Annotated in this window: 19 protein-coding genes; 8 read left to right on the top strand and 11 right to left on the bottom strand. The window is 34.7% G+C overall.

The genetic code is table 11. From position 1 onward, the window contains the following. The first annotated feature begins 36 nt into the window (after positions 1-36). The 5 genes from G3A46_RS08015 (at position 37) to G3A46_RS07995 (ending at position 6645) form a co-directional block, all read left to right on the top strand. Positions 37-609, top strand: a complete 573-nt coding sequence (locus tag G3A46_RS08015) for a non-canonical purine NTP diphosphatase (RefSeq protein ID WP_165148533.1) — start codon at positions 37-39, stop codon at positions 607-609. A gap of 238 nt (positions 610-847) precedes the next feature. Further along, complete coding sequence (locus G3A46_RS08010) at positions 848-2653, top strand: DEAD/DEAH box helicase (RefSeq protein WP_165148530.1); 1806 nt, start codon at positions 848-850, stop codon at positions 2651-2653. A 278-nt stretch (positions 2654-2931) separates the two neighbouring features. Then, positions 2932-3696, top strand: coding sequence for a carboxypeptidase-like regulatory domain-containing protein (locus tag G3A46_RS08005; RefSeq protein WP_165148527.1), 765 nt, complete (start codon positions 2932-2934; stop codon positions 3694-3696). Between the two features lie 188 nt (positions 3697-3884). Further along, the gene (locus G3A46_RS08000; RefSeq protein ID WP_165148524.1) at positions 3885-5246 is read left to right on the top strand and encodes an aldehyde dehydrogenase; all 1362 of its coding nucleotides are present in this window, start codon (positions 3885-3887) and stop codon (positions 5244-5246) included. A 106-nt stretch (positions 5247-5352) separates the two neighbouring features. Next, positions 5353-6645, top strand: a complete 1293-nt coding sequence (locus tag G3A46_RS07995) for an erythromycin esterase family protein (protein ID WP_165148521.1) — start codon at positions 5353-5355, stop codon at positions 6643-6645. Between the two features lie 5 nt (positions 6646-6650). Here G3A46_RS07995 and G3A46_RS07990 read toward each other — a convergent pair whose 3' ends face one another. The 5 genes from G3A46_RS07990 to G3A46_RS07970 form a co-directional block, all read right to left on the bottom strand. After that, a complete protein-coding gene (locus tag G3A46_RS07990; RefSeq protein WP_165148518.1) occupies positions 6651-7883 on the bottom strand; it encodes a M48 family metallopeptidase in 1233 nt (410 codons plus the stop codon). Between the two features lie 104 nt (positions 7884-7987). After that, a complete protein-coding gene (locus G3A46_RS07985) occupies positions 7988-8827 on the bottom strand; it encodes an RNA methyltransferase (protein WP_165148515.1) in 840 nt (279 codons plus the stop codon). Positions 8828-8841: 14 nt separating this feature from the next. Continuing rightward, entirely contained in the window at positions 8842-9471 is a 630-nt protein-coding gene (locus tag G3A46_RS07980) for a hypothetical protein (protein WP_165148512.1), read from the bottom strand. Next, entirely contained in the window at positions 9461-10171 is a 711-nt protein-coding gene (locus tag G3A46_RS07975) for a carboxypeptidase-like regulatory domain-containing protein (protein WP_165148509.1), read from the bottom strand. Before G3A46_RS07975 ends, G3A46_RS07980 begins: the two co-directional genes overlap by 11 nt. 150 nt (positions 10172-10321) lie before the next feature. Beyond that, positions 10322-11389, bottom strand: a complete 1068-nt coding sequence (locus G3A46_RS07970) for a DUF3810 domain-containing protein (RefSeq protein WP_165148506.1) — start codon at positions 11387-11389, stop codon at positions 10322-10324. A gap of 196 nt (positions 11390-11585) precedes the next feature. On the opposite strand from G3A46_RS07970, the gene G3A46_RS07965 reads away from it, so the two are divergent. Further along, a complete protein-coding gene (locus tag G3A46_RS07965; protein ID WP_165148503.1) occupies positions 11586-13037 on the top strand; it encodes an aminoacyl-histidine dipeptidase in 1452 nt (483 codons plus the stop codon). Between the two features lie 139 nt (positions 13038-13176). Here G3A46_RS07965 and G3A46_RS07960 read toward each other — a convergent pair whose 3' ends face one another. Genes G3A46_RS07960 through G3A46_RS07950 form a run of 3 tightly spaced genes read right to left on the bottom strand, consistent with a single transcriptional unit; the run spans position 13177 to position 15862 of the window. Beyond that, positions 13177-14286 (bottom strand): peptidylprolyl isomerase, encoded by a 1110-nt coding sequence (locus G3A46_RS07960; RefSeq protein ID WP_165148500.1) that lies wholly within the window; start codon positions 14284-14286, stop codon positions 13177-13179. A gap of 6 nt (positions 14287-14292) precedes the next feature. Continuing rightward, positions 14293-14847 (bottom strand): gliding motility-associated peptidyl-prolyl isomerase GldI, encoded by a 555-nt coding sequence (gene gldI / locus G3A46_RS07955; protein ID WP_139854955.1) that lies wholly within the window; start codon positions 14845-14847, stop codon positions 14293-14295. Further along, positions 14837-15862: a bifunctional oligoribonuclease/PAP phosphatase NrnA gene (locus G3A46_RS07950; RefSeq protein WP_165148497.1), complete on the bottom strand. Its 1026-nt coding sequence runs from the start codon at positions 15860-15862 to the stop codon at positions 14837-14839. The genes gldI and G3A46_RS07950 overlap by 11 nt, the downstream gene beginning before the upstream one ends. A 183-nt stretch (positions 15863-16045) precedes the next feature. Here G3A46_RS07950 and G3A46_RS07945 point away from each other — a divergent pair, with 183 nt between their 5' ends. Continuing rightward, positions 16046-16465, top strand: a complete 420-nt coding sequence (locus G3A46_RS07945) for a nucleoside-diphosphate kinase (protein WP_165148494.1) — start codon at positions 16046-16048, stop codon at positions 16463-16465. 74 nt (positions 16466-16539) lie between these two features. On the opposite strand, the gene G3A46_RS07940 is transcribed toward G3A46_RS07945, so the two are convergent. From G3A46_RS07940 to G3A46_RS07930, 3 genes are read right to left on the bottom strand one after another with little or no spacing between them, the layout of a single operon-like run. Continuing rightward, a complete protein-coding gene (locus G3A46_RS07940; RefSeq protein ID WP_139854952.1) occupies positions 16540-16836 on the bottom strand; it encodes a DUF721 domain-containing protein in 297 nt (98 codons plus the stop codon). 58 nt (positions 16837-16894) lie between these two features. After that, complete coding sequence (locus tag G3A46_RS07935; protein WP_165148491.1) at positions 16895-17317, bottom strand: lipocalin family protein; 423 nt, start codon at positions 17315-17317, stop codon at positions 16895-16897. A gap of 12 nt (positions 17318-17329) precedes the next feature. Further along, positions 17330-18409: a DNA replication/repair protein RecF gene (locus G3A46_RS07930; RefSeq protein ID WP_165148488.1), complete on the bottom strand. Its 1080-nt coding sequence runs from the start codon at positions 18407-18409 to the stop codon at positions 17330-17332. 289 nt (positions 18410-18698) lie between these two features. Here G3A46_RS07930 and G3A46_RS07925 point away from each other — a divergent pair, with 289 nt between their 5' ends. Next, the gene (locus G3A46_RS07925) at positions 18699-19463 is read left to right on the top strand and encodes a tetratricopeptide repeat protein (protein ID WP_139854949.1); all 765 of its coding nucleotides are present in this window, start codon (positions 18699-18701) and stop codon (positions 19461-19463) included.

The raw sequence follows: 19463 nt of genomic DNA, 5'->3' as shown, positions 1-19463 counted from the left end.
ATATCGTAAATTATAAATCGTAATTCCTTTATTAAAATGAAACTCGTCTTCGCTACTCACAACAAAAATAAATTTGCAGAGGTTAAAGCTCTTCTGCCGCATCATATCGAATTATTAAGCTTAGACGATATAGGGTGTAATGAAGATATTGAAGAAACTGCCGACACCATCGAAGGAAATGCTATTTTAAAAGCTAATTATGTTCGCGATAATTATCATTTAGATTGCTTTGCAGACGATACCGGGTTAGAGGTAAAATCGTTAAACAACGAACCTGGGGTTTATAGTGCTAGATACGCTGGGAAGGATAATAACTCTCAAGCAAATATTGAAAAGCTCCTGAATAATTTAGCTGATAAAAAAGATAGAAGTGCAAGATTTAAAACTGCAATAGCACTTTCAATGAATCACTCAGAAGTCTTGTTTTTAGGTATTTGTGAGGGTAAGATTATAGAAGAATTACGTGGGGATTCAGGTTTTGGTTACGACCCAGTTTTTCAACCTGATGGCTTTGATGAAACATTTGCCGAAATGACGCTTCAGCAAAAAGGTGAAATAGGTCATAGAGGAAAAGCAATGCGTCAATTAATTGATTATCTGACCGAATAAGTGCCGATTTTGTTGGCGATAGAAATTTATTTTCGTGTAAAATCTTAAATATATCCCAATAAATATTGTTAGTTAAAAAGTAAACACTACTTTTGCGGCCTTGAAAAATCATAGCGTAAGGCTTTTGATCATCAAGAAATCCTCAGGGTGAGGAGTGTTATAGTGAAGCTGTCCGTTTTTATTTTATATGTCCAGTCGCTTCTCGTTAGCACGCATATAAAAATTTATTTTACAAAAAATGACAGCATTTAAAGCACTCGGCTTAGAAGAGCATCTTCTAAAAGCCATCGCAGACTTGGGTTTTGAAACCCCTTCAGAAGTTCAAGAAAAAGCAATTCCAATCTTATTAGACCGCGAAACCGATATGGTTTCATTGGCACAAACAGGAACAGGTAAAACCGCAGCTTTCGGTTTTCCTATGTTGCAAAAAATAGACGTAAACAGTCGCACTACACAAGGACTTATCCTTTCACCTACACGTGAATTGTGTTTACAGATTACAAATGAAATGGTGGCTTACGGTAAGTATATGCCAGGTTTAAACGTTACTGCTATTTATGGTGGTGCAAGTATAACCGATCAAGCACGCCAAATTAAAAGAGGTTCGCAAATTATTGTAGCTACTCCAGGTCGTATGAAAGATATGATTGGCCGTGGCTTAATAGATATTTCAAAAATTGAATATTGCGTTCTTGATGAAGCAGACGAAATGCTTAACATGGGCTTTTTCGAAGACATCACCGAAATTCTTTCGCATTCACCTAAAGACAAGAGTACATGGTTGTTTAGTGCTACAATGCCTAAAGAAGTATCTACAATTGCAAAAAAGTTTATGCATACTCCAGTGGAAATCACTGTAGGAACAAAGAATGTAGGTTCAGATCAAGTAACACACGAATATTACCTAGTTAACGCAAGAGATCGTTACAACGCTTTAAAACGTTTGGCAGATGCAAATCCAGAAATCTTTTCTGTAATTTTCTGTAGAACAAAACGCGATACTCAAAAAGTAGCTGAACAACTTATCGAAGATGGATATAACGCAGCTGCAATTCACGGAGATTTAAGTCAAAGTCAACGTGATACAGTAATGAAATCTTTCAGAAATCGTCAAATTCAAATGCTTGTTGCAACAGATGTTGCTGCACGTGGAATTGATGTAGATGATATTACACACGTTATAAACTATCAACTTCCAGATGAAACTGAAGTGTACACTCACCGTAGTGGTCGTACCGGACGTGCTGGTAAAACAGGAGTTTCAATAGTTATTGTTTCTAAAAGTGAAGTTAGAAAGATAAGAACTATTGAAAAGATAATTCAAAAGAAATTTGTTGCCAAGGAAATTCCTTCAGGAATGGAAATTTGTGAAGTGCAAATGTTCCACCTAGCAAATACAATAAAAAACACTGAGATAAATCCTGAGATTAACGCTTACCTTCCGAATATAAACGAAGTATTAGCAGATTTTTCAAAAGAAGATTTAATCAAGAAAGTATTTTCAGTAGAGTTTACTCGTTTCTTAAATTACTACAAAAACAGTAAAGATTTAAATATCTCTGGTGGAGATCGTAACTTTTCTGAAGAAGGAGGAGGAGATAGCACTCGTTATTTCTTAAATATTGGTGGAAAAGATGATTTCGATTGGATGAGCTTGAAAGACTTCCTTCGTGATTTATTAAGCCTTGGAAAAGACGATGTTTACAAAGTTGATGTAAAAGACAGCTTCTCATTCTTTAATACCGATACAAAGCATCAGGAAATGGTGATGAGTGTATTCAAAGACTTTAAGCTTGATGGCAGACAAATAAACATTGAAATTTCTAAAGACACAGGTCGCAGCGGAAGCGGTCGTAGTCGTGGAAAGAAAAGAAGCGAAAGAGGCGATAGAAGCGATCGTAGTGATAGCGGAAGAAGAGGTGGATTTAAGAAGCGCAGCAGCAGTTCAAGCAGCGATAAACCAGCTTTTAAAGGAAAAAGTAGAAGAAGTACCGAACGTCCAAATGCAAAAGGGACTGGCGGAAGACGTAGGAGAAATGCTTAATTAATTCATCATACTGAATTATTAAAATTTAGCGACGTCTTAACGACTATATAATTATATTTACGGGCCTTTTAAAAGGGCCCGTTTTTTATTTATTTAAAATGAGCTTTTGGCATAGAGCGTGTACTGATTAATTAGGAGGTTTACTATCCCTAAGGTTAGCTTCTTAAAAATGTTACTTTAAATTATAATGTTTACCATATTAGGGTTTGGATAAACATTAATTTGTCTTAGTTTGTTAATTGTTATTTTTGAATAAGACGAATGCAATTTTTACTATGAAAAAAAATCTCTTACTAATTCTTCTGTTTTTTGTTTCAATTTCATCATTCTCCCAAGAATTACACGATATAAAAGGAGTTGTAATGAACGATGCTAACGATAAAATTTTAGAAAACGTAAACATCGTAAACCTTAATCAGGTAAAAGGAACTACTACTAACGATAAAGGAGAGTTTGCATTAAAAGCAGCAGTAAACGATACACTGTATTTTTCATATCTAGGATTTAAATCGCTTCGCGTTCGTGTTACAAACGATTGGCTTAGATTCGGAGACATTAAAGTAAAAATGACTGAACTTGGTATAGCGTTAGAAGAGGTAGTTGTAAAACCTGTTCAGTTAACGGGTTATGTAGAGATTGACGCTAAGTTAATACCTGTTTATGACAATTACCGATATAGAATTTCAGGATTGAGCACGGGTTATGAAGGAGGTAGTAATCAACCAGGCGCTGTAAGCAAAGTTTTAAGCTCTATTTTTAATCCTGCCGACTTCCTCTATAATGTATTCGGAAAACGGCCACAACAGATGCGGAAAATGCGCAAGATGAAAGAGGATGATGAAATAAGAAACTTGCTTCAAAGTAAGTTCGACCGTGAAACCTTAATGGCCGTACTTCAGTTAGAACGTGTTGATATTGATGAGATATTAAATAAATGTAATTACTCTAAAGATTTTATTAGAACAGCAAACGACCTTCAAATTTTAGATGCAATTAGTGGTTGTTATGAGGAGTATAAAATATTGAATAGAGATAAGTAGTGTTGAAATCGAAATCGAAATCGAAAACGAAATCGAAATCGAAATGGTCTGTTGGGCTTCGCTTAGAGACTTTAACCTGAAAGTTTAAATCTTTTAACTGATTATTTCTTTAGTATCTCTGTGTTGCTTTGTGCCTCTGTGGTGTTTAACTTACAGAAGTGTTCAAAATTTAAGAAAATACAATAATCATGAAAGAAATCATTAATGCGCAACGTAACTTCTTTAATACTCACGCTACAAAAGACATTCAGTTTAGGAGGGCTCAGTTAAAAAAACTTCAACAAGCTTTAGAGCAAAATGAAGCATTACTTCACGAAGCTATTTACAAAGACTTCAAAAAATCTGAATTTGATAATTACAGTACTGAACTTTCCCTGCTTTACAAAGACATAAAGGAAGCGCGAAAAATGATTTACAAATGGGCGCGAAAGGAAAGTGTGCCTACTGGAATTCTCAATTTCCCAGCTTCAAGTTATATTATTCCTGAGCCTTTAGGAGTTTCTTTAGTTATTGGGGCGTGGAATTATCCTTATCAGCTTTCCTTTGCTCCAGCAATTGCTGCAATTGCCGCAGGGAATACTGTAATTTTAAAGCCTAGTGAATTGCCGACCAACACCGCGGCAGCTATGGCTAAAATTGTAAAGGAGAATTTTGATCCTGCGTTTTTTACAGTGGTAGAAGGTGGAGTGGAAGAAACTCAAGAATTACTAAAACAGAAATTCGATAAAATATTTTTTACTGGAAGTACTACAGTTGGTAAGATAGTTTATAAAGCTGCTGCCGAAAATTTAACTCCGGTTACCTTAGAGCTTGGAGGCAAAAGCCCTGCTATTATTACGGAGAATTGTAATTTAAAAGTTTCAGTAAAACGTTTAGTTTGGGGTAAATTCTTAAATTCCGGCCAAACTTGCATCGCTCCAGATTATATATTGGTTCATAAAAGTATTGAACAAAAATTTCTCAATCAGCTAAAAATAGAAATAGAAAGTCAGCATTTTGCTTTTGAAAATGATAATTTTCTTCAAATTATCAATAATAAAAACTTTGATAGGTTGGCTAAAATGCTCGACCCACAAAAAATATTTTACGGAGGCGAAATGAATCGCGAATCGCGCTATATTCAACCTACCGTAATGCAAAATGTAAGTTTTGAAGATGCAGTGATGCAAGAGGAGATATTCGGGCCTATACTTCCTGTAATTACGTATGAAACTATTGAGGAAGCGATTGCCAAAGTAAATAGCCTGCCAAAACCATTATCTTGCTATGTGTTCACAAAAAGCAATGCTACTAAAAAGAAAATTTTAAAAGAAATCTCCTTCGGTGGCGGGGCAATTAATGAAACCGTAATGCACATCACTAACGAAAATTTACCATTTGGAGGTGTTGGTTTTAGTGGGATTGGTAATTATCACGGAAAAGCAGGATTTAAAGCTTTTACACACTATAAAAGCGTAATGGATAAGCCAACATGGTTCGATCCTTTTATTCGATATTATCCTCACACAAATTTTAGATTAAAGCTAATGCGCTGGATTATGAAGTTGTAAGAACATCTCTTTAACTTCACGCTTATCTTTTACAAGTAGGAAGAAACTCATTTTGAGTAATCTCATTATTATTGCTTATATTCTGTACTAATTAATAAGTCAATATATGAAGTTGCGATTAACGCTAATAATGGTTCTTTCACTTATGATGCTCTCTGCTCAAAATCTTACAGATAAAGCAATTAAACTGGATGATGCATCTAGTTTAGACCCACTCATTGCTGCTTCAGGCGATAAAAAGTTGGTCTTGCTAGGAGAAGCCAGTCATGGTACCCATGAGTATTACATATGGCGCGATAAAATTAGCAGAAGGCTTATAGAAGAACACGGTTTTAATTTCATTGCCGTGGAAGGTGATTTCGCTAGTCTTTATAAGTTAAACCAATATGTAAAGAATATTGAGGGTTCAGGAAATTCGGCAAGAGAGGTTTTAATGCAGCTCAATCGTTGGCCAACGTGGATGTGGGCAAACGAAGAAGTTGTAGCTCTTGCTGAATGGTTACGAGAGTATAATGATAGTTTGCCACAAGACAAAAAAGTTGGTTTTTACGGAATGGATGTTTACGATGAATGGGTTTCAAAACAAATGGTGTTGGAAACTCTTAAAAAAATAGATGAATCGAGCTATAATTACGTTAAACTCCAATACAATTGCTTTAATCCTCATAAAGGCGATAGTTGGCAATATGCTCGTGCAGTAAAAGACGGAAAACCAGATTGCGAAGCTGCTACTGAAAGGGTAGTTTCTTATATTAGAAATAATCGTGAAATCTTAGAAGACCTTTCAGATGACGAATATTTTTACTTGCTTCAGAATGCAATTGTAGTACATAATGCTGAAGAATTTTATCGTGAAAGTATAGCTTCTAAAGATGCTGTTTCTTGGAACTCTAGAGTTTTTCATATGCGAGAAACAGTAGGCGATTTACTGGTGCTCTATGGTGAAAATTCTAAAGGTGTGGTTTGGGCTCACAACACGCATATTGGCGATGCTTCGTTTACCAGTATGCGAAATACTGGTGAAAAAAATATTGGTCAGCTAAAACGAGAAAGTTTAGGAAAGAATAATGTTTTTCTAATAGGTTTTTCTAGTTACAAAGGAAAAGTAATTGCTGGTTCTAGTTGGGGCGCCAGAATGGAAGAAATGACGATTCCTAGAGCTTTAAGAAGTAGTGTTGAGTATAAACTTAAGAAAACAGGTTTGAATTCTTTCTATCTTATTTTTGACGAAGAGGATAGAAAGGAAGAAAATTTAAAGGTCATGGGGCATCGTGCGATAGGAGTCGTGTACAATCCTCAATTTGACAGAAGACAGTTTGTGCCTACTATTGTGCCACTTCGTTACGATGCGTTAATTTTTTTCAATGAAACAAAAGCTTTGCAGCCCTTGCATAAATAGAATTGCTACTTATTCAAATTCTTAAATCTTTGCAACAGCGTAGGGTGTGAATAGTGTGCAAAAACATACAGTGGGTGCGGGGTAAGGTTGCTTAAACTATTCTTCGAAAGCTTTTTTAAACCTGAAATCAGCGGTTCTGATGCGAAAGTGTTTTTAGCATAATCATCTGCTTGGTATTCAAACTTCCTACTTAGGTAATTCATTGTTAAACTCGTAATCCCGGAAATCGGGCTATATAACACTCCAAATGCTACCAACCCAACGTGAAACGAAGGTTGAGAAATATTTAATGCTTCAGAAAGTAAGGGATTACCAATAAATAAAGACAATAACCACAAAGTAAATCCTGTGGTTAAAATGGCAACTATTAGGTTGATAATAATGTGATTTCGTTTATAATGACCCACCTCGTGAGCAAGTACAGCTACTATTTCTTTTTCGTTTAAATCATTAATTAATGTGTCGTAAAGTGTTACTCGTTTCTCGCTTCCAAATCCTGAGAAATAAGCATTTGCTTTTGTACTTCTTTTACTTCCGTCAATAACAAAAATTTTATCTAAAGTAAAACCAACTTTCGACGCGTATTTTTCAATTTCTGAACGCAGTGAGCCTTCTTCTAAAGGAGTTTGTTTGTTAAATAAAGGAACAATAAAACGTGCGTAAAATAAATTCATCAGCACAGTAAATACGGTTATAATTCCCCAAGCATAAAGCCAAAAATATTCTCCTGTGGTTTGATAAAACCAAATTATTGCTCCTAGAATTATTCCACCAAGAATAGCACCCATAAGCCATCCTTTCACTTTATCGAGAAAGAATGTTTTTCGAGTTGTTTTATTAAAACCGTATTTTTCTTCAATTACAAATGTGCTGTAATAGCTAAATGGAGTACTTAAAATATCACTAGCAATCATAATAATGCCAAAGAAAACCAAGGCAATTAGGATTTCATTGTTGGAAATAGAACGCGCTAAATTATCAACATATGCGAAGCCATCAAAAAAGAAGAATAGGAGCGTGGCTATTAAAGAAATGGTTGAAGTAAGCAGACCGAATTTATAGCGTTCCGTTTTATATCTTTGGGATTTTTGATACTCCTGTTCATCAAAAATATCATCTAACTCCTTAGGTAGCGTATCTCCAAAGTGTTTTGCATTTAAGTAATCCAACGCCTGGTCAATAATAAAACTGACAATTAATATCGCTATTATTATATAGAAAAGAGTTTCTGGACTCATAATTTAAGTTCTAAATTTTAAGCACCAAAATCCAATAAAAGTCATTAATTAAAACTCTGACTTTGTTTGGGATTTAGGATTTGGACTTTTGTGATTTGCGAAATTTACTTTAGAAAATTTCGCTGCCTTTTAGCTTCAAATATAAGGATTCCCGCAGCTACAGATACATTCATACTGTCAATTTCCCCTTGCATTGGGATGATGATGTTTTGATTGCTGTTTTCTAACCATTCATCACTTAAACCAGTTGCTTCGGTGCCAACTACAATTGCTGTACTTTCTATAAAATCGCAAGTGTGATATGGTACGGACGCTTGTAAGGCAGCACAATAGATGTTGATGTTGTTTTCTTTTAGAAATGCGATAATTTCCGAAGTACTTCCCGTCGCAATGTTATTTGTAAATATACATCCCACACTACTGCGGATAATATTTGGATTGTACATATCAGTTTTAGGGTTGGCGATTATTACAGCATCAACATTAGCAGCATCGGCAGTACGAAGAATTGCCCCAATGTTGCCGGGTTTTTCGGGAGCTTCAGCAATTAAGATTAAAGGTCCTCTAGATTCGTTCGAGGAACCGTTATTAAGCGAGTTCGAAATCGTTAATGTAGAAAGACTTAAATCTTTTACCATTGCAATCGCCAAAACTCCTTCCGTTGAACTTCGATAAGCTAGTTTTTCATAGATCTCCGAAGTGATTTCTATGATTTCAGTGTTAGTACTTACATATTTCTTTAGCGCATCAAAATCTTTTTCAGAAATAATTTCAGGACAATATAATAAGGTTTTTAACTGATATTCTCCTTTAACTGCAAGTGAAATTTCACGTAGTCCTTCTACAAAGAAAAGACCTGTTTTTCTACGTTCACGCGATTTTTCTTGAAGGAGAACAATCTGTTTTATCAACGGATTTTGAAGACTTTTAATTGATTTTTGCATTTTCCAAAGATAAGTTACATATACTTATGTGCAGTCCCTAAATTTATACGAAGTCCGAAACTAATGTTGAGGTAATTAGCACCATTAAAAGTGTCTTTTAATTCCTTAGGAACATTCACATTCATAAAATCGTGACGTAATTCAGTAGAAGCGTAAACACCTAAATAGTTTGAAAATCGATAGCTTAGCTCAGGATTTAACCACACTGCAGTCGCGGTATCGCTAAAATTGTCACCTGTGGCGTGATTGCGATAGGTTGAATACCCAACACCAATTCCGATGCTAGCGTCAAAATCTCCTATGTGCTTTTCATAATTAACCATTCCTCCAACTAAATAGTTGTTTGAACGGAAGTAGTTTCCTATTAGCTCTGGGTCCGAAACATTAGATTTGAAAAAACTAAAATATGGGCCAACATAAAAGTCTTTAGTTGTTTTAATTTTAAAAGAAAATCTCGCCCCCATTTTTAAATCCAAACCATTATTTGCAAAATTATCACCAAATGCAATTGGAAAATATGGGCCAAAACTGATGTTGCCAATGTTCTTACCTGGTCCTAAGCTGTCTATTTTAGTAGTCTCTGTTTGTTGTGCAAATGCGGTAGATGAAATAAATAACGCCAACACAAAAGTTCTAATATTCAAAAACATATGTATTTTCAGGGTTTGTTAGTGGGATGGAAATTGTTTGTTCAGGCTCGCCATTCAATTTGTAAATAAACGCTACGGTCGTACCTAATTGGCTTTCTACATTGATATGAATATCTGAGTATTCTGAATCTAAAAACCGAAATTCAGATTCATCATCTTCACATTGGTTTAAATCATTGCCATTTAAGTTTACTCTACAAATAGCGGAATCATAATTTAGTTTGTATTCAAGAGTGTTTGTGTCTCCTGGAATATTGTTAATATGAAGGTTAAGTTTTGCATACTTATTTAGCTGAATAACACCTAAATTATATGTAGAAGCATTACGATTATTGCTTTCGTCGTAAAAGGCTTTGGCAGAATAATCTATATTTTCAATTAGTTCGGTATCATAGTGGTAATGCCAGATTTCGCTAAACGGTTTTGAATTAACAGCTATATAAAAATTATATGGAGGTTTTGACATAAGCGAAGTGAATTCAAATTGTCCATTCTCGTCACTTACAGTCTCACCTAATAATGCTTCACGGCTAGTCTCAGAACGAACAGAAATATTTGAAATAGGATTGTTGTTGCTGTCAACAATGGTTCCTGTTACTAAAACACGTTTATCATTCATTATATCAACCTCACAAGATTGAAGAACAAACACAATACCTAAAAATAAGTATTGAAATAAATGTTTTCTTTTCATAAATAAGCAATTTTCAATGCGGCAAGAATAATAAAAAAATATCTCAATTATTAAAGAAATCGCTAATTTTTACTTAGAAAACTGGGCTGATTTAATCATTTCATCAATTAAATCGTCTTATTTAATTATTATTCAAAGACATGAAAAGGATTATAAAGTTCTCCCTTCAAAATAATTAACCACCAAAGCCACCATATAATTATAACTTTTTATACCATCACTTTGGTTATTTGCTTTTAAGAAATTATCCCAAAATACTTTTGAAAATGTTTCGAAAGGATTTTCATAGCTTCCCCAAAAATCTTGCATTTCTCTATAACTGGCTAAAATTCCTGGGTTAATGGTTTTTGTTAATTCAAAAAAATCATCTTCACTGTTTCTAAACACATCGCTTAATAAATAACGAAGTGTAAATATGTGACCAGCATATTGTATATAAGTGTCGTTGTTGTGAAGGGTTGCTAAAGTCGCAATAAAATTAGCTTCGTTTTCTGCAGCATAACCAATTTGATGCGCTTCTTCGTGGCAGGCCACTACAGGGAATTTATAAGTTTTAATTAAATTGTTCACTTGTGCTTCTCCAGAAAACGGATTTAGATATCCACTGTAACCCATATACGTCAACCCTAAGCTCCAACCGCTATTCTTAATACTTCGAGGTGAATAGGCGAGTTGTGGGAATTCTTTTTCTAAATTAACATAGCCGTTTGTGGATCTTTCCAACATTGTTTTTTGAGTATAGGGAACCTCTACTTTTAGAGTATCACCCCCGTTTAATTCATTGTGCAATGTGTTACTCTTTTCAATAAATTTTTTAGTTGTTTCCAGCAATTGCTCGTAGCTGTAATCGCTTTCTAGTTGCAGCGATCTATGAAGAGGTAGTCTATAATAATTGAAAGCCCAAAGTATATGGAACATAAAATATACCACTGAAACGGCAGCAGTAATGTCTATTAAAACTCGAAATGGTTCAAAACGAAGTCGGTAATAGTTTTTGTAAACCCATCGTATAGCAATAATAGCAATCAGTAAATAAAAAACGTCTCCAACAGAAAATGGAACCCACCCAAACAGATAGCGAGAGATTTTTGAAAGCATAGGATAGAAGCCTAAACTGTAATACTTCTCTACAAATTCGGGAAAATTCTTTAGAATTTGAAGCAGAAATATCTGTATTGGTAGAAGCAGCGCAATGATTAGTGAAGTTCGTCTTTGCATAATTCAAACTTACAAAGGAATTCTTTCTCCACATAATTTTTATAGCGGATGAAAAACGGTAATTTTGTGGAAATATGCCTCGAATTCAAAAATAAATTAAACTTACAAGGAGCCCCACATAAATAGCGGGGAACACCTCGCAGGATATTCATGAATTCGCGGTAAAAATTTTTTCACAATAAAAATTATAAATTATATGAACCAAGAAATAAGAAACTTAGAGCCTAAAGCTCTTTGGAACAAATTTGCAGATCTTAACGCTGTACCGCGACCTTCAAAAAAAGAGGAGCGTGTAATTGCTTTTATGAAAGACTTCGGAAAAAGTCTTGGATTGGAAACCATAGAAGATGAAGTAGGAAACGTAATTATCCGCAAGCCTGCAACTAAAGGAATGGAAGACCGAAAAATGATTATTTTACAAAGTCATTTAGATATGGTTCACCAAAAAAACAACGACACAAACTTCGATTTCGACAAGCAAGGAATTGAAATGTATGTTGATGGTGATTGGGTACGCGCTAAAGGAACTACACTTGGGGCAGACAATGGTTTAGGAGTTGCTACAATAATGGCGATTCTTGAAAGTAACGATATAGAACATCCAGCAATAGAAGCGCTTTTCACTATAGATGAAGAAACAGGAATGACTGGTGCAAAAGGCTTAAAAGGAGGAGTGCTGAAGGGTGATATTCTTTTAAACTTAGACACTGAAGAAGATGATGAGATTGGTATTGGTTGTGCTGGTGGAGTAGATATTACTGCTTCAGGAGATTACAAAAATGTTGATGCCTCTAAAAATGGGCAATCATATATTATTAGTGTAAAAGGACTAAACGGTGGCCATAGTGGAATGGATATCATTAAAGGTCTTGGAAATGCAAATAAGTTGATGAACAGATTACTTTTTGCTACTAATGACTTTATGGAGTTAGCTAATCTTGAAGGAGGTAGTCTTCGAAATGCAATTCCGCGTGAAAGTGTTGCAAAGGTTGTAGTTACAGATGAATCGAAATTTCAAGCTGCATTCGAAAGCATGAAAAAAGATATTCTTGTAGAGTATAAATCATTAGAAGAAAATCTTTCAATTACTGCTGAAAAGAGCGATGAGGCTTTTTCTAAGGTAATGCACAGCGAATGTCAGACTAAGTTTTTAAATGTTATGAATGCTGCACATAACGGTGTTTATAGAATGTCTCCAGACATTGAAGACTTGGTTGAGACTTCAAATAATATTGCAAAAGTATCAGTTGCAGGTGGAAGCATCAAAATTGAATGCCTAACTAGAAGTTCTGTTGAGTCTTCAAAAGCGACTTTAGCAAATGCTTTAAAATCAACTTTTGAATTAGCAGGTTACGAGGTTAAACTTTCAGGTGATTATCCTGGGTGGGCACCAAATATGGATAGTGCTATTTTAAAAGTAATGGATAGTCTTTACGAAAAAATGAATGGGGAAAAAGCTAATGTAGCTGCTTGTCACGCAGGATTAGAATGTGGTATTCTAGGTCAGAATTATCCAGGGATGGATATGATTTCCTTTGGTCCAACTATTAGAGGAGCGCATTCTCCTGATGAGCGTGCAAGCATTTCTTCAGCTCAAAAATACTGGGACTTTACTCTTGAAGTAATGAAGAATATACCGAAGAAATAGCGCTGAGTTGTTTCGCTACCCAAATTATTCAAAAATAGGGTAGGGTTATAGCTTATTGAGCTCTTTACAATTAATTCAAATAAAATAGAGGAACTGATTTTAAATCGGTTCCTCTTTTTTTATTTAGCAAGATTTGAAATTACTTCACAATCTCTACAAGTTCTAGTTCGAAAATTAATTCAGAATCAGCAGGTATAACTCCTGGAACTCCTCTTTTTCCATATGCTAAATGAGAAGGGATAAAGAGTGTAGCTTTATCGCCAACTTTCATATTTAGTAATCCTTCGCGGAAACCTGGAATTAACTGAGCGTCTTTGCTGTAATCTGTTGGTACTGGTACGTATTGTCCAGCTGCTTTACGCATTTCATCAACCATTTCGTATTGCTCAGCATTTTTTAAAATATTCGAATCGAATAATTTTCCGTTTGTTAAGAAACCAGCGTAGTTCATTAAAATTTTGTCGCCTTCGTTAGGTTGTTCTCCTTCTGCTTTTTCGTTGAAGTAGATTTTTAAACCTGAAGGAAGAGAATCAGCTTTAGCCTTTAGGGCTTTTAATTCCTCTGCTTTAGTAGATGCAATTTTATTAATGCGCTCTTCTTTCTCTTTTTTCTCTTTTTCTATTTTATTCATCTCTTCAGTAAAGTAAGGAACTTTCACCTTCCCTTTATTGATGATGTTTACTTTTTCAATAATTACTGGAGAAATTGGTTTATCACCAGGCTTTTCTGTTTCTACTACTCCAATTGCGTCAACAATGTCTTGCCCAACTACAATCTCACCAAAAATAGTGTGACGGCCGTCTAACCAAGGAGTTTCTTTTAAAGTAACGAAAAACTGACTTCCATTTGTCGCTGGGCCTGAATTAGCCATTGCTAACAGTCCTTTTCTGTCAAATCGAATAGTGTCGGTAATTTCATCTGGAAATGCGTAACCAGGGCTTCCTGTACCATCACCTTTTGGGTCCCCACCTTGAATCATAAAATCTTTTATAACTCTGTGGAAAGAAAGTCCATCGTAAAAGCGCTTTCCTTTGTAAATAGAATCTACCATTCCGTTAGTACCTTCGGCTAATGCTACGAAGTTAGAAACAGTAAGTGGTGCAGTTTCATTTTTTAGTTTAGCAACAAAAGTTCCTTTATTAGTAATAAATTCAGCATATACACCATCTTCCTTTAATTCAGGATATTTCTCCTGACAAGACGCAAATGCAAGCGTAAGTGATAAAAATAGAAATGATAATTTTTTCATAAATAATTAATTTTCGTTTGATTGTTCAATTGAGTGTAAAGTTACAGTGCTCTGCACAGGAATATTAGTGCCGAGTTTTTGTTCGATCCCATAATAACCATAGGCTTTATAGGAAGGAAATAGGAAAGTTACTGTTTCACCTTCCTTCATAAGTTTTATGCCATCACGTACACCAGAGATAAGTTCTTGATTGCTTTGGTCCACTTTGTATTGCTGTAAACCATTATCTTTTTCTGAAAGAATCAAAGAACCGTTTAGGTCTTTAATGTCGTAAGTGAATTTTACAATATCTCCTGGATCAGGCATATCTGAAGATGTAGTATCGCGTTTATTGTAAAAATACCAGAACCCACTTTCAGACGTAATGTAGTTGTGAGTTGAGTCTTTTGCGATTATTTTTTCGATATAATCTTTTTCCTCTTCATAAAGTTTTTTATTCCTTTCTGCAGATTCTTTTATGAATGTACCAGACTGACTTTGTATAGGCTTCCTGGCTTCAGGGCTTTTACAAGAGGTGATTAAAGCCGAGAATAATAATATGTATATTAGCTTATTGAGCATTTGCAAGTTCGTTTTTATAACGTGGCAAGATACTAATAAATTCGTTTATGGTTTTGTTAAGGTCTTGCGAACTTTTCCCCCCGGCAGCGTTAATATGTCCACCACCACTGTAATGATTACGAGCAAAATCATTTACTGAAAACGTTCCCTTACTTCTAAAAGAAATTTTCACAATACTCTCTTGTTTGTTTTCAATGAATATTACAGCGAAAACAATACCTTTAACCGACAATGCATAATTTACAAACCCCTCGGTATCTCCTTTTCTAAAGTTATTTTCGTCTAATTCACTCTGTGTAAGCGTGATGTAGGCTGTGTGTAATTCTGGAATTAAATGCAAGTTGTTTAAGGCAACGCCTAGCAATTTCATTCTTTCAGGGCTGTTGTTGTCGTAAACATTTTGATGGATAATAGCACTTTCTGCACCAGTTTCAATCAATTTTGCTGCAACCTTATGTGTAGTAGGAGAGGTAGACGAAAAACGAAATGATCCCGTATCGGTCATTATCCCAGTATAAAGATTGGTAGCTATTTCTTTTGATAATTTTTCAGTTCCATCTAAGGCGTCTATAAAATGGTAAACCATTTCTGCAGTAGAGCTCATTTTAACATCGCTATATGTTGCAACAGCGTAGTCTGATGGTTGTTGGTGATGGTCTATCATTACAAATTTTGCAGAAGATTCTTCCAGTACACCGTTAAGTGGATCGCCAACTCTACTTAAATCGTTAAAATCTAGAGTGAAAATTATATCAGCTTGGTTTAAAGTCTCAGTGCTTTTTTCAATCTCCTTTTCATAGATTAAAATATCATCTGCTCCAGGCATCCACTTTAAGAAATCTGGAAAGTCATTAGGCATTAATACAGTTGTATTATGTCCTTCACTTTTCAAATAAAATGAAAGGCCTAAGCAAGAGCCAAGCGCATCCCCATCAGGGTTTCTATGGCCGATGATTACTATGTTTTGAGGCGATTTAAGTAGGTTTTTTACTACTTCTGTGGTTTCTTTATTCATAGGGCGCGAAGATACGATAAAGCCTTTTAACCCCAAAGAATCGAATATGGTTAATTATTGGTGGAAATACTGCTGAAGTGATTGAATTATATCTAATTATGTGTGTTAAGTGTTTAAACAAAAAGCATAGGTTTTGAATGTTGAAAATAAAATACCTATTTTTGCCGAAATTTAAAAAACACAATGAGAACAGACAGAACATTTACAATGTTAAAGCCAGATGCGGTTGAAAAAGGACACATAGGCGCAATTCTTGAAAAAATTAACGCTTCAGGTTTTAGAATCGTAGCGATGAAACTTACTCATATGACTACAAACGATGCTAAAGCATTTTATGCAGTACATAGTGAGCGTCCATTTTATGGCGAATTAGTAGAATATATGACACGCGGTCCAATCGTTGCTGCAATTCTTGAAAAAGAAAATGCAGTTGAAGATTTCCGTACATTAATTGGTGCTACTAATCCAGCAGATGCTGCTGAAGGTACTATCCGTAAAATGTATGCAGCTTCAATTGGCGAAAACGCAGTTCACGGAAGTGATAGCGATGAAAACGCTGCAATTGAAAGTGCTTTCCATTTCTCAGGTCGTGAAATGTTCTAAGTATTTACAAACTATTTATATTGAAAACGCCTTCCAATTTGGAAGGCGTTTTGTTTTTACTTTAATTTTTTGCTCTATCGTAATATCAACTTTTTTATTAATTCTCTTCCCAGCTCTTCATTGAGTAGTTTAACTATTTTGTCTTTTCCGTAACTGAGCTCTTCACGTAAAACTGAAGAAGTAAGTTGCACGTATAACGTCTCACGATCCAATTTTACATCGGATGTGTATTTTACAATAGCGTGACCCATAACGGCTACCCACGCTTCTTTAGCGTTTACCTTGTCCAAGCCTTTGTCAAGCTTGTTTTTACCGATAAACTCTTTTAAAGCGTCTCCAAGTGATATATTTTCTGCGTATCGTTTAGCCATTTTTCAATTTTAGAAATGTGAATTTTAAGGTTTATCATTTACTATTCAACATCTGTAATCAATCTACAATGTCAAATTTTTTAAACCTATTGTACGTGTAAGTTTTATTATCTCTGTTTTTTAAAACCAAGGTGCTATCTTTTGCTTCAACTACTATTTCTTTCCATTCGTCAAATGAAGTTTTGTAGTGCATGATTAATTGGTTTTCTTCAATATTTAAGGTGAAGTCCTCCGTTACACCATTTGTATTAAAGGTTCCATCAAATTTTGGAGAAACCTTTGTGCGAGTTCCGCTATCGCCATTTATCTCAATATAGTCTATTATAGTGTTTACACCAAAGTTTTTAACTTCTCCGTCTGGCATTTCTACGGTGTTTATTTCCCAATAACCGTTGAGATGTTGCTTTTGTTCCTCTGGATTAGGTTTTTTACAAGAAAATAAAACGGTAGTAAGTATTATTAGTATTATTCTAAAATTCATCTTTTCTTAAGTTTATAGCTGAAACATTTTATATGTCTGGTGTACTTTTTTTATTACTTCTTCGGTTCGTTCGGCGTGAGTATCACTGATGAATAGCTGCCCGAAGTTTTCTTTGTCTACTAAAGTAATTAAATGTTCTACTCGGGTTTCATCGAGTTTGTCAAAAATATCATCTAAAAGTAAAATCGGGTTAGTTTTAGTGTGATTTTTTATAAAATCGAATTGAGCTAGCTTTAATGCTATAAGATACGATTTTTGTTGCCCTTGTGAGCCAAACTTCTTGATAGGATGTCCGTCAATTTCAAAAATTAAATCGTCTTTATGAATTCCAAAGTTGGTGTACTGCGTGATTTTATCCTTTACAATATTTGTTTGAAGAAGCGTTAGCAAATCATTTTCTTGTAATTGACTTTGATAAATTAAGTTTATGGATTCGTCACCACTGCTAATCGACTTGTATCTATTTTGAAATATTGGAAAAAATTCTTCTAGGAATGCGTTTCTTTTTCCGAAGATAGATGTTCCGTAATTGTGAAGTTGTCCATTGTAAATGTCAATTGTATCTTGGTTAAAAGTGTTGTTTGCAGCAAAATACTTTAACAGGGAATTACGTTGTGATAATACCTTATTGTATTTGAGAAGAGTTTGTAAGTAATCTGGATCTCTTTGCGAAATAACACCATCAATAAACTTTCTTCGTGTATCGCTTCCTTCAATAATTAAATCTCTATCAGCGGGTGAGATTATCACTAAGGGTAGAAATCCAATGTGCTCACTTAATTTCTCGTAAGCCTTTCCATTTCTTTTAATGATCTTTTTTTGTCCTTTTTTGGCACTTACAACAATTTTTTCCTGACTTTCTTTTCTATCGTAAAACCCTTCAACTACAAAAAACTCCTCTCCGTGTTTTATATTTTGAATTGTAATAGGATTGAAATAACTTTTCCCAAAGGAAAGGTGATAGATAGCATCTAGAACGTTAGTTTTTCCTACACCATTATTCCCTACGAAGCAGTTGATTTTGGGATCAAATTCAAAGGATTTGGCTTCAAAATTTTTATAGTTAAGTAAGGATAGCTTTTGTAAATTCATATAAAAAATTGACTTAGGACATTTAGACCCATACGATGATATTAGTGCTTTTGAGAACTATTTTAGAGGTTGTTTTAAATAAGGATGTAAAAATACAAGGTTTGACGTGATTTTGTCTAAAGACTTATGTTCTTTTGTTTAAAATCTATTTTAAAAGGTTTATTATTGCACGTAAATGGCGCTTTGAGGTCTATTAATAGTAGGATTGAGTATTAATAAAAAATAAGAAATATTAATCCTTTTAAATTCCATTAAAAATTTTATTTTTGCGCCACTATAATCAATAACTATGGCAACGTACAAAAAACGCGGAGGCAAACCTAGAACTAAGGTTGAAAAAGAAGAACAATTAGAAGACGGCAGCACAACTGCAGAAGTGTTTAATACCCTTGACGAAGGCGCATCTAAAACGGAGGCGTGGATTGAAAAGAACCAAAAAGGTATTTTAGGTTTCATTATCGTAGTAGCTGTTTGTGTTTTAGGATATTTTGCTTACGACCAGTATATAAAAGCTCCTAAAGAGGCAGAAGCAATGAACGAATTGTTTCAAGCACAAAACTATTGGGAACAAGCTTTAACTGCTCCAGCTAAAGACTCTCTATACAATCTTTCACTTCAAGGAGGAGAGGGTAAATATGGTTTTATTGATATAATTGAAAACTATAGTGGAACAAAAGCGGCAAACCTTGCACATTATTACGCAGGTATGGCTTACCTTAACACTAATAAATATCAAGAAGCAATTGCTCAGTTAGATAAATTTAGCAGCAAGGACGATGTTCTAGCTCCTTTAGCTAAAGGTGCAATTGGTGATGCGTTCGCTCAACTAAATCAGAATGAAGACGCTTTAAAATATTACGAAGAAGCTGCAAAAATGCGCTCTAATGAATTTACTACGCCACGTTTCCTATTGAAAGCTGGAATTGTAGCGATAGCTTTAAATCAGAATGACAAAGCATTAAAGCACTTCAAACAAATAGCGGATGAATATCCGAATTCAACTGAAGCTGCAAAAGCCGAAATTTATACCGGTCGTGCAGAAGCAATGAAATAA

Source organism: Aequorivita sp. KMM 9714 (genome assembly GCF_011065475.1).
GTDB lineage: Bacteria > Bacteroidota > Bacteroidia > Flavobacteriales > Flavobacteriaceae > Aequorivita > Aequorivita sinensis.
This window is presented reverse-complemented; position numbering and strand designations above follow the sequence as displayed.

Bases quoted from the DNA above. Each gene is read 5' to 3' on its own strand.
- G3A46_RS08015 (WP_165148533.1), top strand. From the start codon at position 37: ATGAAACTCGTCTTCGCTACTCACAACAAAAATAAATTTGCAGAGGTT.
- G3A46_RS08010 (WP_165148530.1), top strand. From the start codon at position 848: ATGACAGCATTTAAAGCACTCGGCTTAGAAGAGCATCTTCTAAAAGCC.
- G3A46_RS08005 (WP_165148527.1), top strand. From the start codon at position 2,932: ATGAAAAAAAATCTCTTACTAATTCTTCTGTTTTTTGTTTCAATTTCA.
- G3A46_RS08000 (WP_165148524.1), top strand. From the start codon at position 3,885: ATGAAAGAAATCATTAATGCGCAACGTAACTTCTTTAATACTCACGCT.
- G3A46_RS07995 (WP_165148521.1), top strand. From the start codon at position 5,353: ATGAAGTTGCGATTAACGCTAATAATGGTTCTTTCACTTATGATGCTC.
- G3A46_RS07990 (WP_165148518.1), bottom strand. From the start codon at position 7,883: ATGAGTCCAGAAACTCTTTTCTATATAATAATAGCGATATTAATTGTC.
- G3A46_RS07985 (WP_165148515.1), bottom strand. From the start codon at position 8,827: ATGCAAAAATCAATTAAAAGTCTTCAAAATCCGTTGATAAAACAGATT.
- G3A46_RS07975 (WP_165148509.1), bottom strand. From the start codon at position 10,171: ATGAAAAGAAAACATTTATTTCAATACTTATTTTTAGGTATTGTGTTT.
- G3A46_RS07970 (WP_165148506.1), bottom strand. From the start codon at position 11,389: ATGCAAAGACGAACTTCACTAATCATTGCGCTGCTTCTACCAATACAG.
- G3A46_RS07965 (WP_165148503.1), top strand. From the start codon at position 11,586: ATGAACCAAGAAATAAGAAACTTAGAGCCTAAAGCTCTTTGGAACAAA.
- G3A46_RS07960 (WP_165148500.1), bottom strand. From the start codon at position 14,286: ATGAAAAAATTATCATTTCTATTTTTATCACTTACGCTTGCATTTGCG.
- gldI (WP_139854955.1), bottom strand. From the start codon at position 14,847: ATGCTCAATAAGCTAATATACATATTATTATTCTCGGCTTTAATCACC.
- G3A46_RS07950 (WP_165148497.1), bottom strand. From the start codon at position 15,862: ATGAATAAAGAAACCACAGAAGTAGTAAAAAACCTACTTAAATCGCCT.
- G3A46_RS07945 (WP_165148494.1), top strand. From the start codon at position 16,046: ATGAGAACAGACAGAACATTTACAATGTTAAAGCCAGATGCGGTTGAA.
- G3A46_RS07940 (WP_139854952.1), bottom strand. From the start codon at position 16,836: ATGGCTAAACGATACGCAGAAAATATATCACTTGGAGACGCTTTAAAA.
- G3A46_RS07935 (WP_165148491.1), bottom strand. From the start codon at position 17,317: ATGAATTTTAGAATAATACTAATAATACTTACTACCGTTTTATTTTCT.
- G3A46_RS07930 (WP_165148488.1), bottom strand. From the start codon at position 18,409: ATGAATTTACAAAAGCTATCCTTACTTAACTATAAAAATTTTGAAGCC.
- G3A46_RS07925 (WP_139854949.1), top strand. From the start codon at position 18,699: ATGGCAACGTACAAAAAACGCGGAGGCAAACCTAGAACTAAGGTTGAA.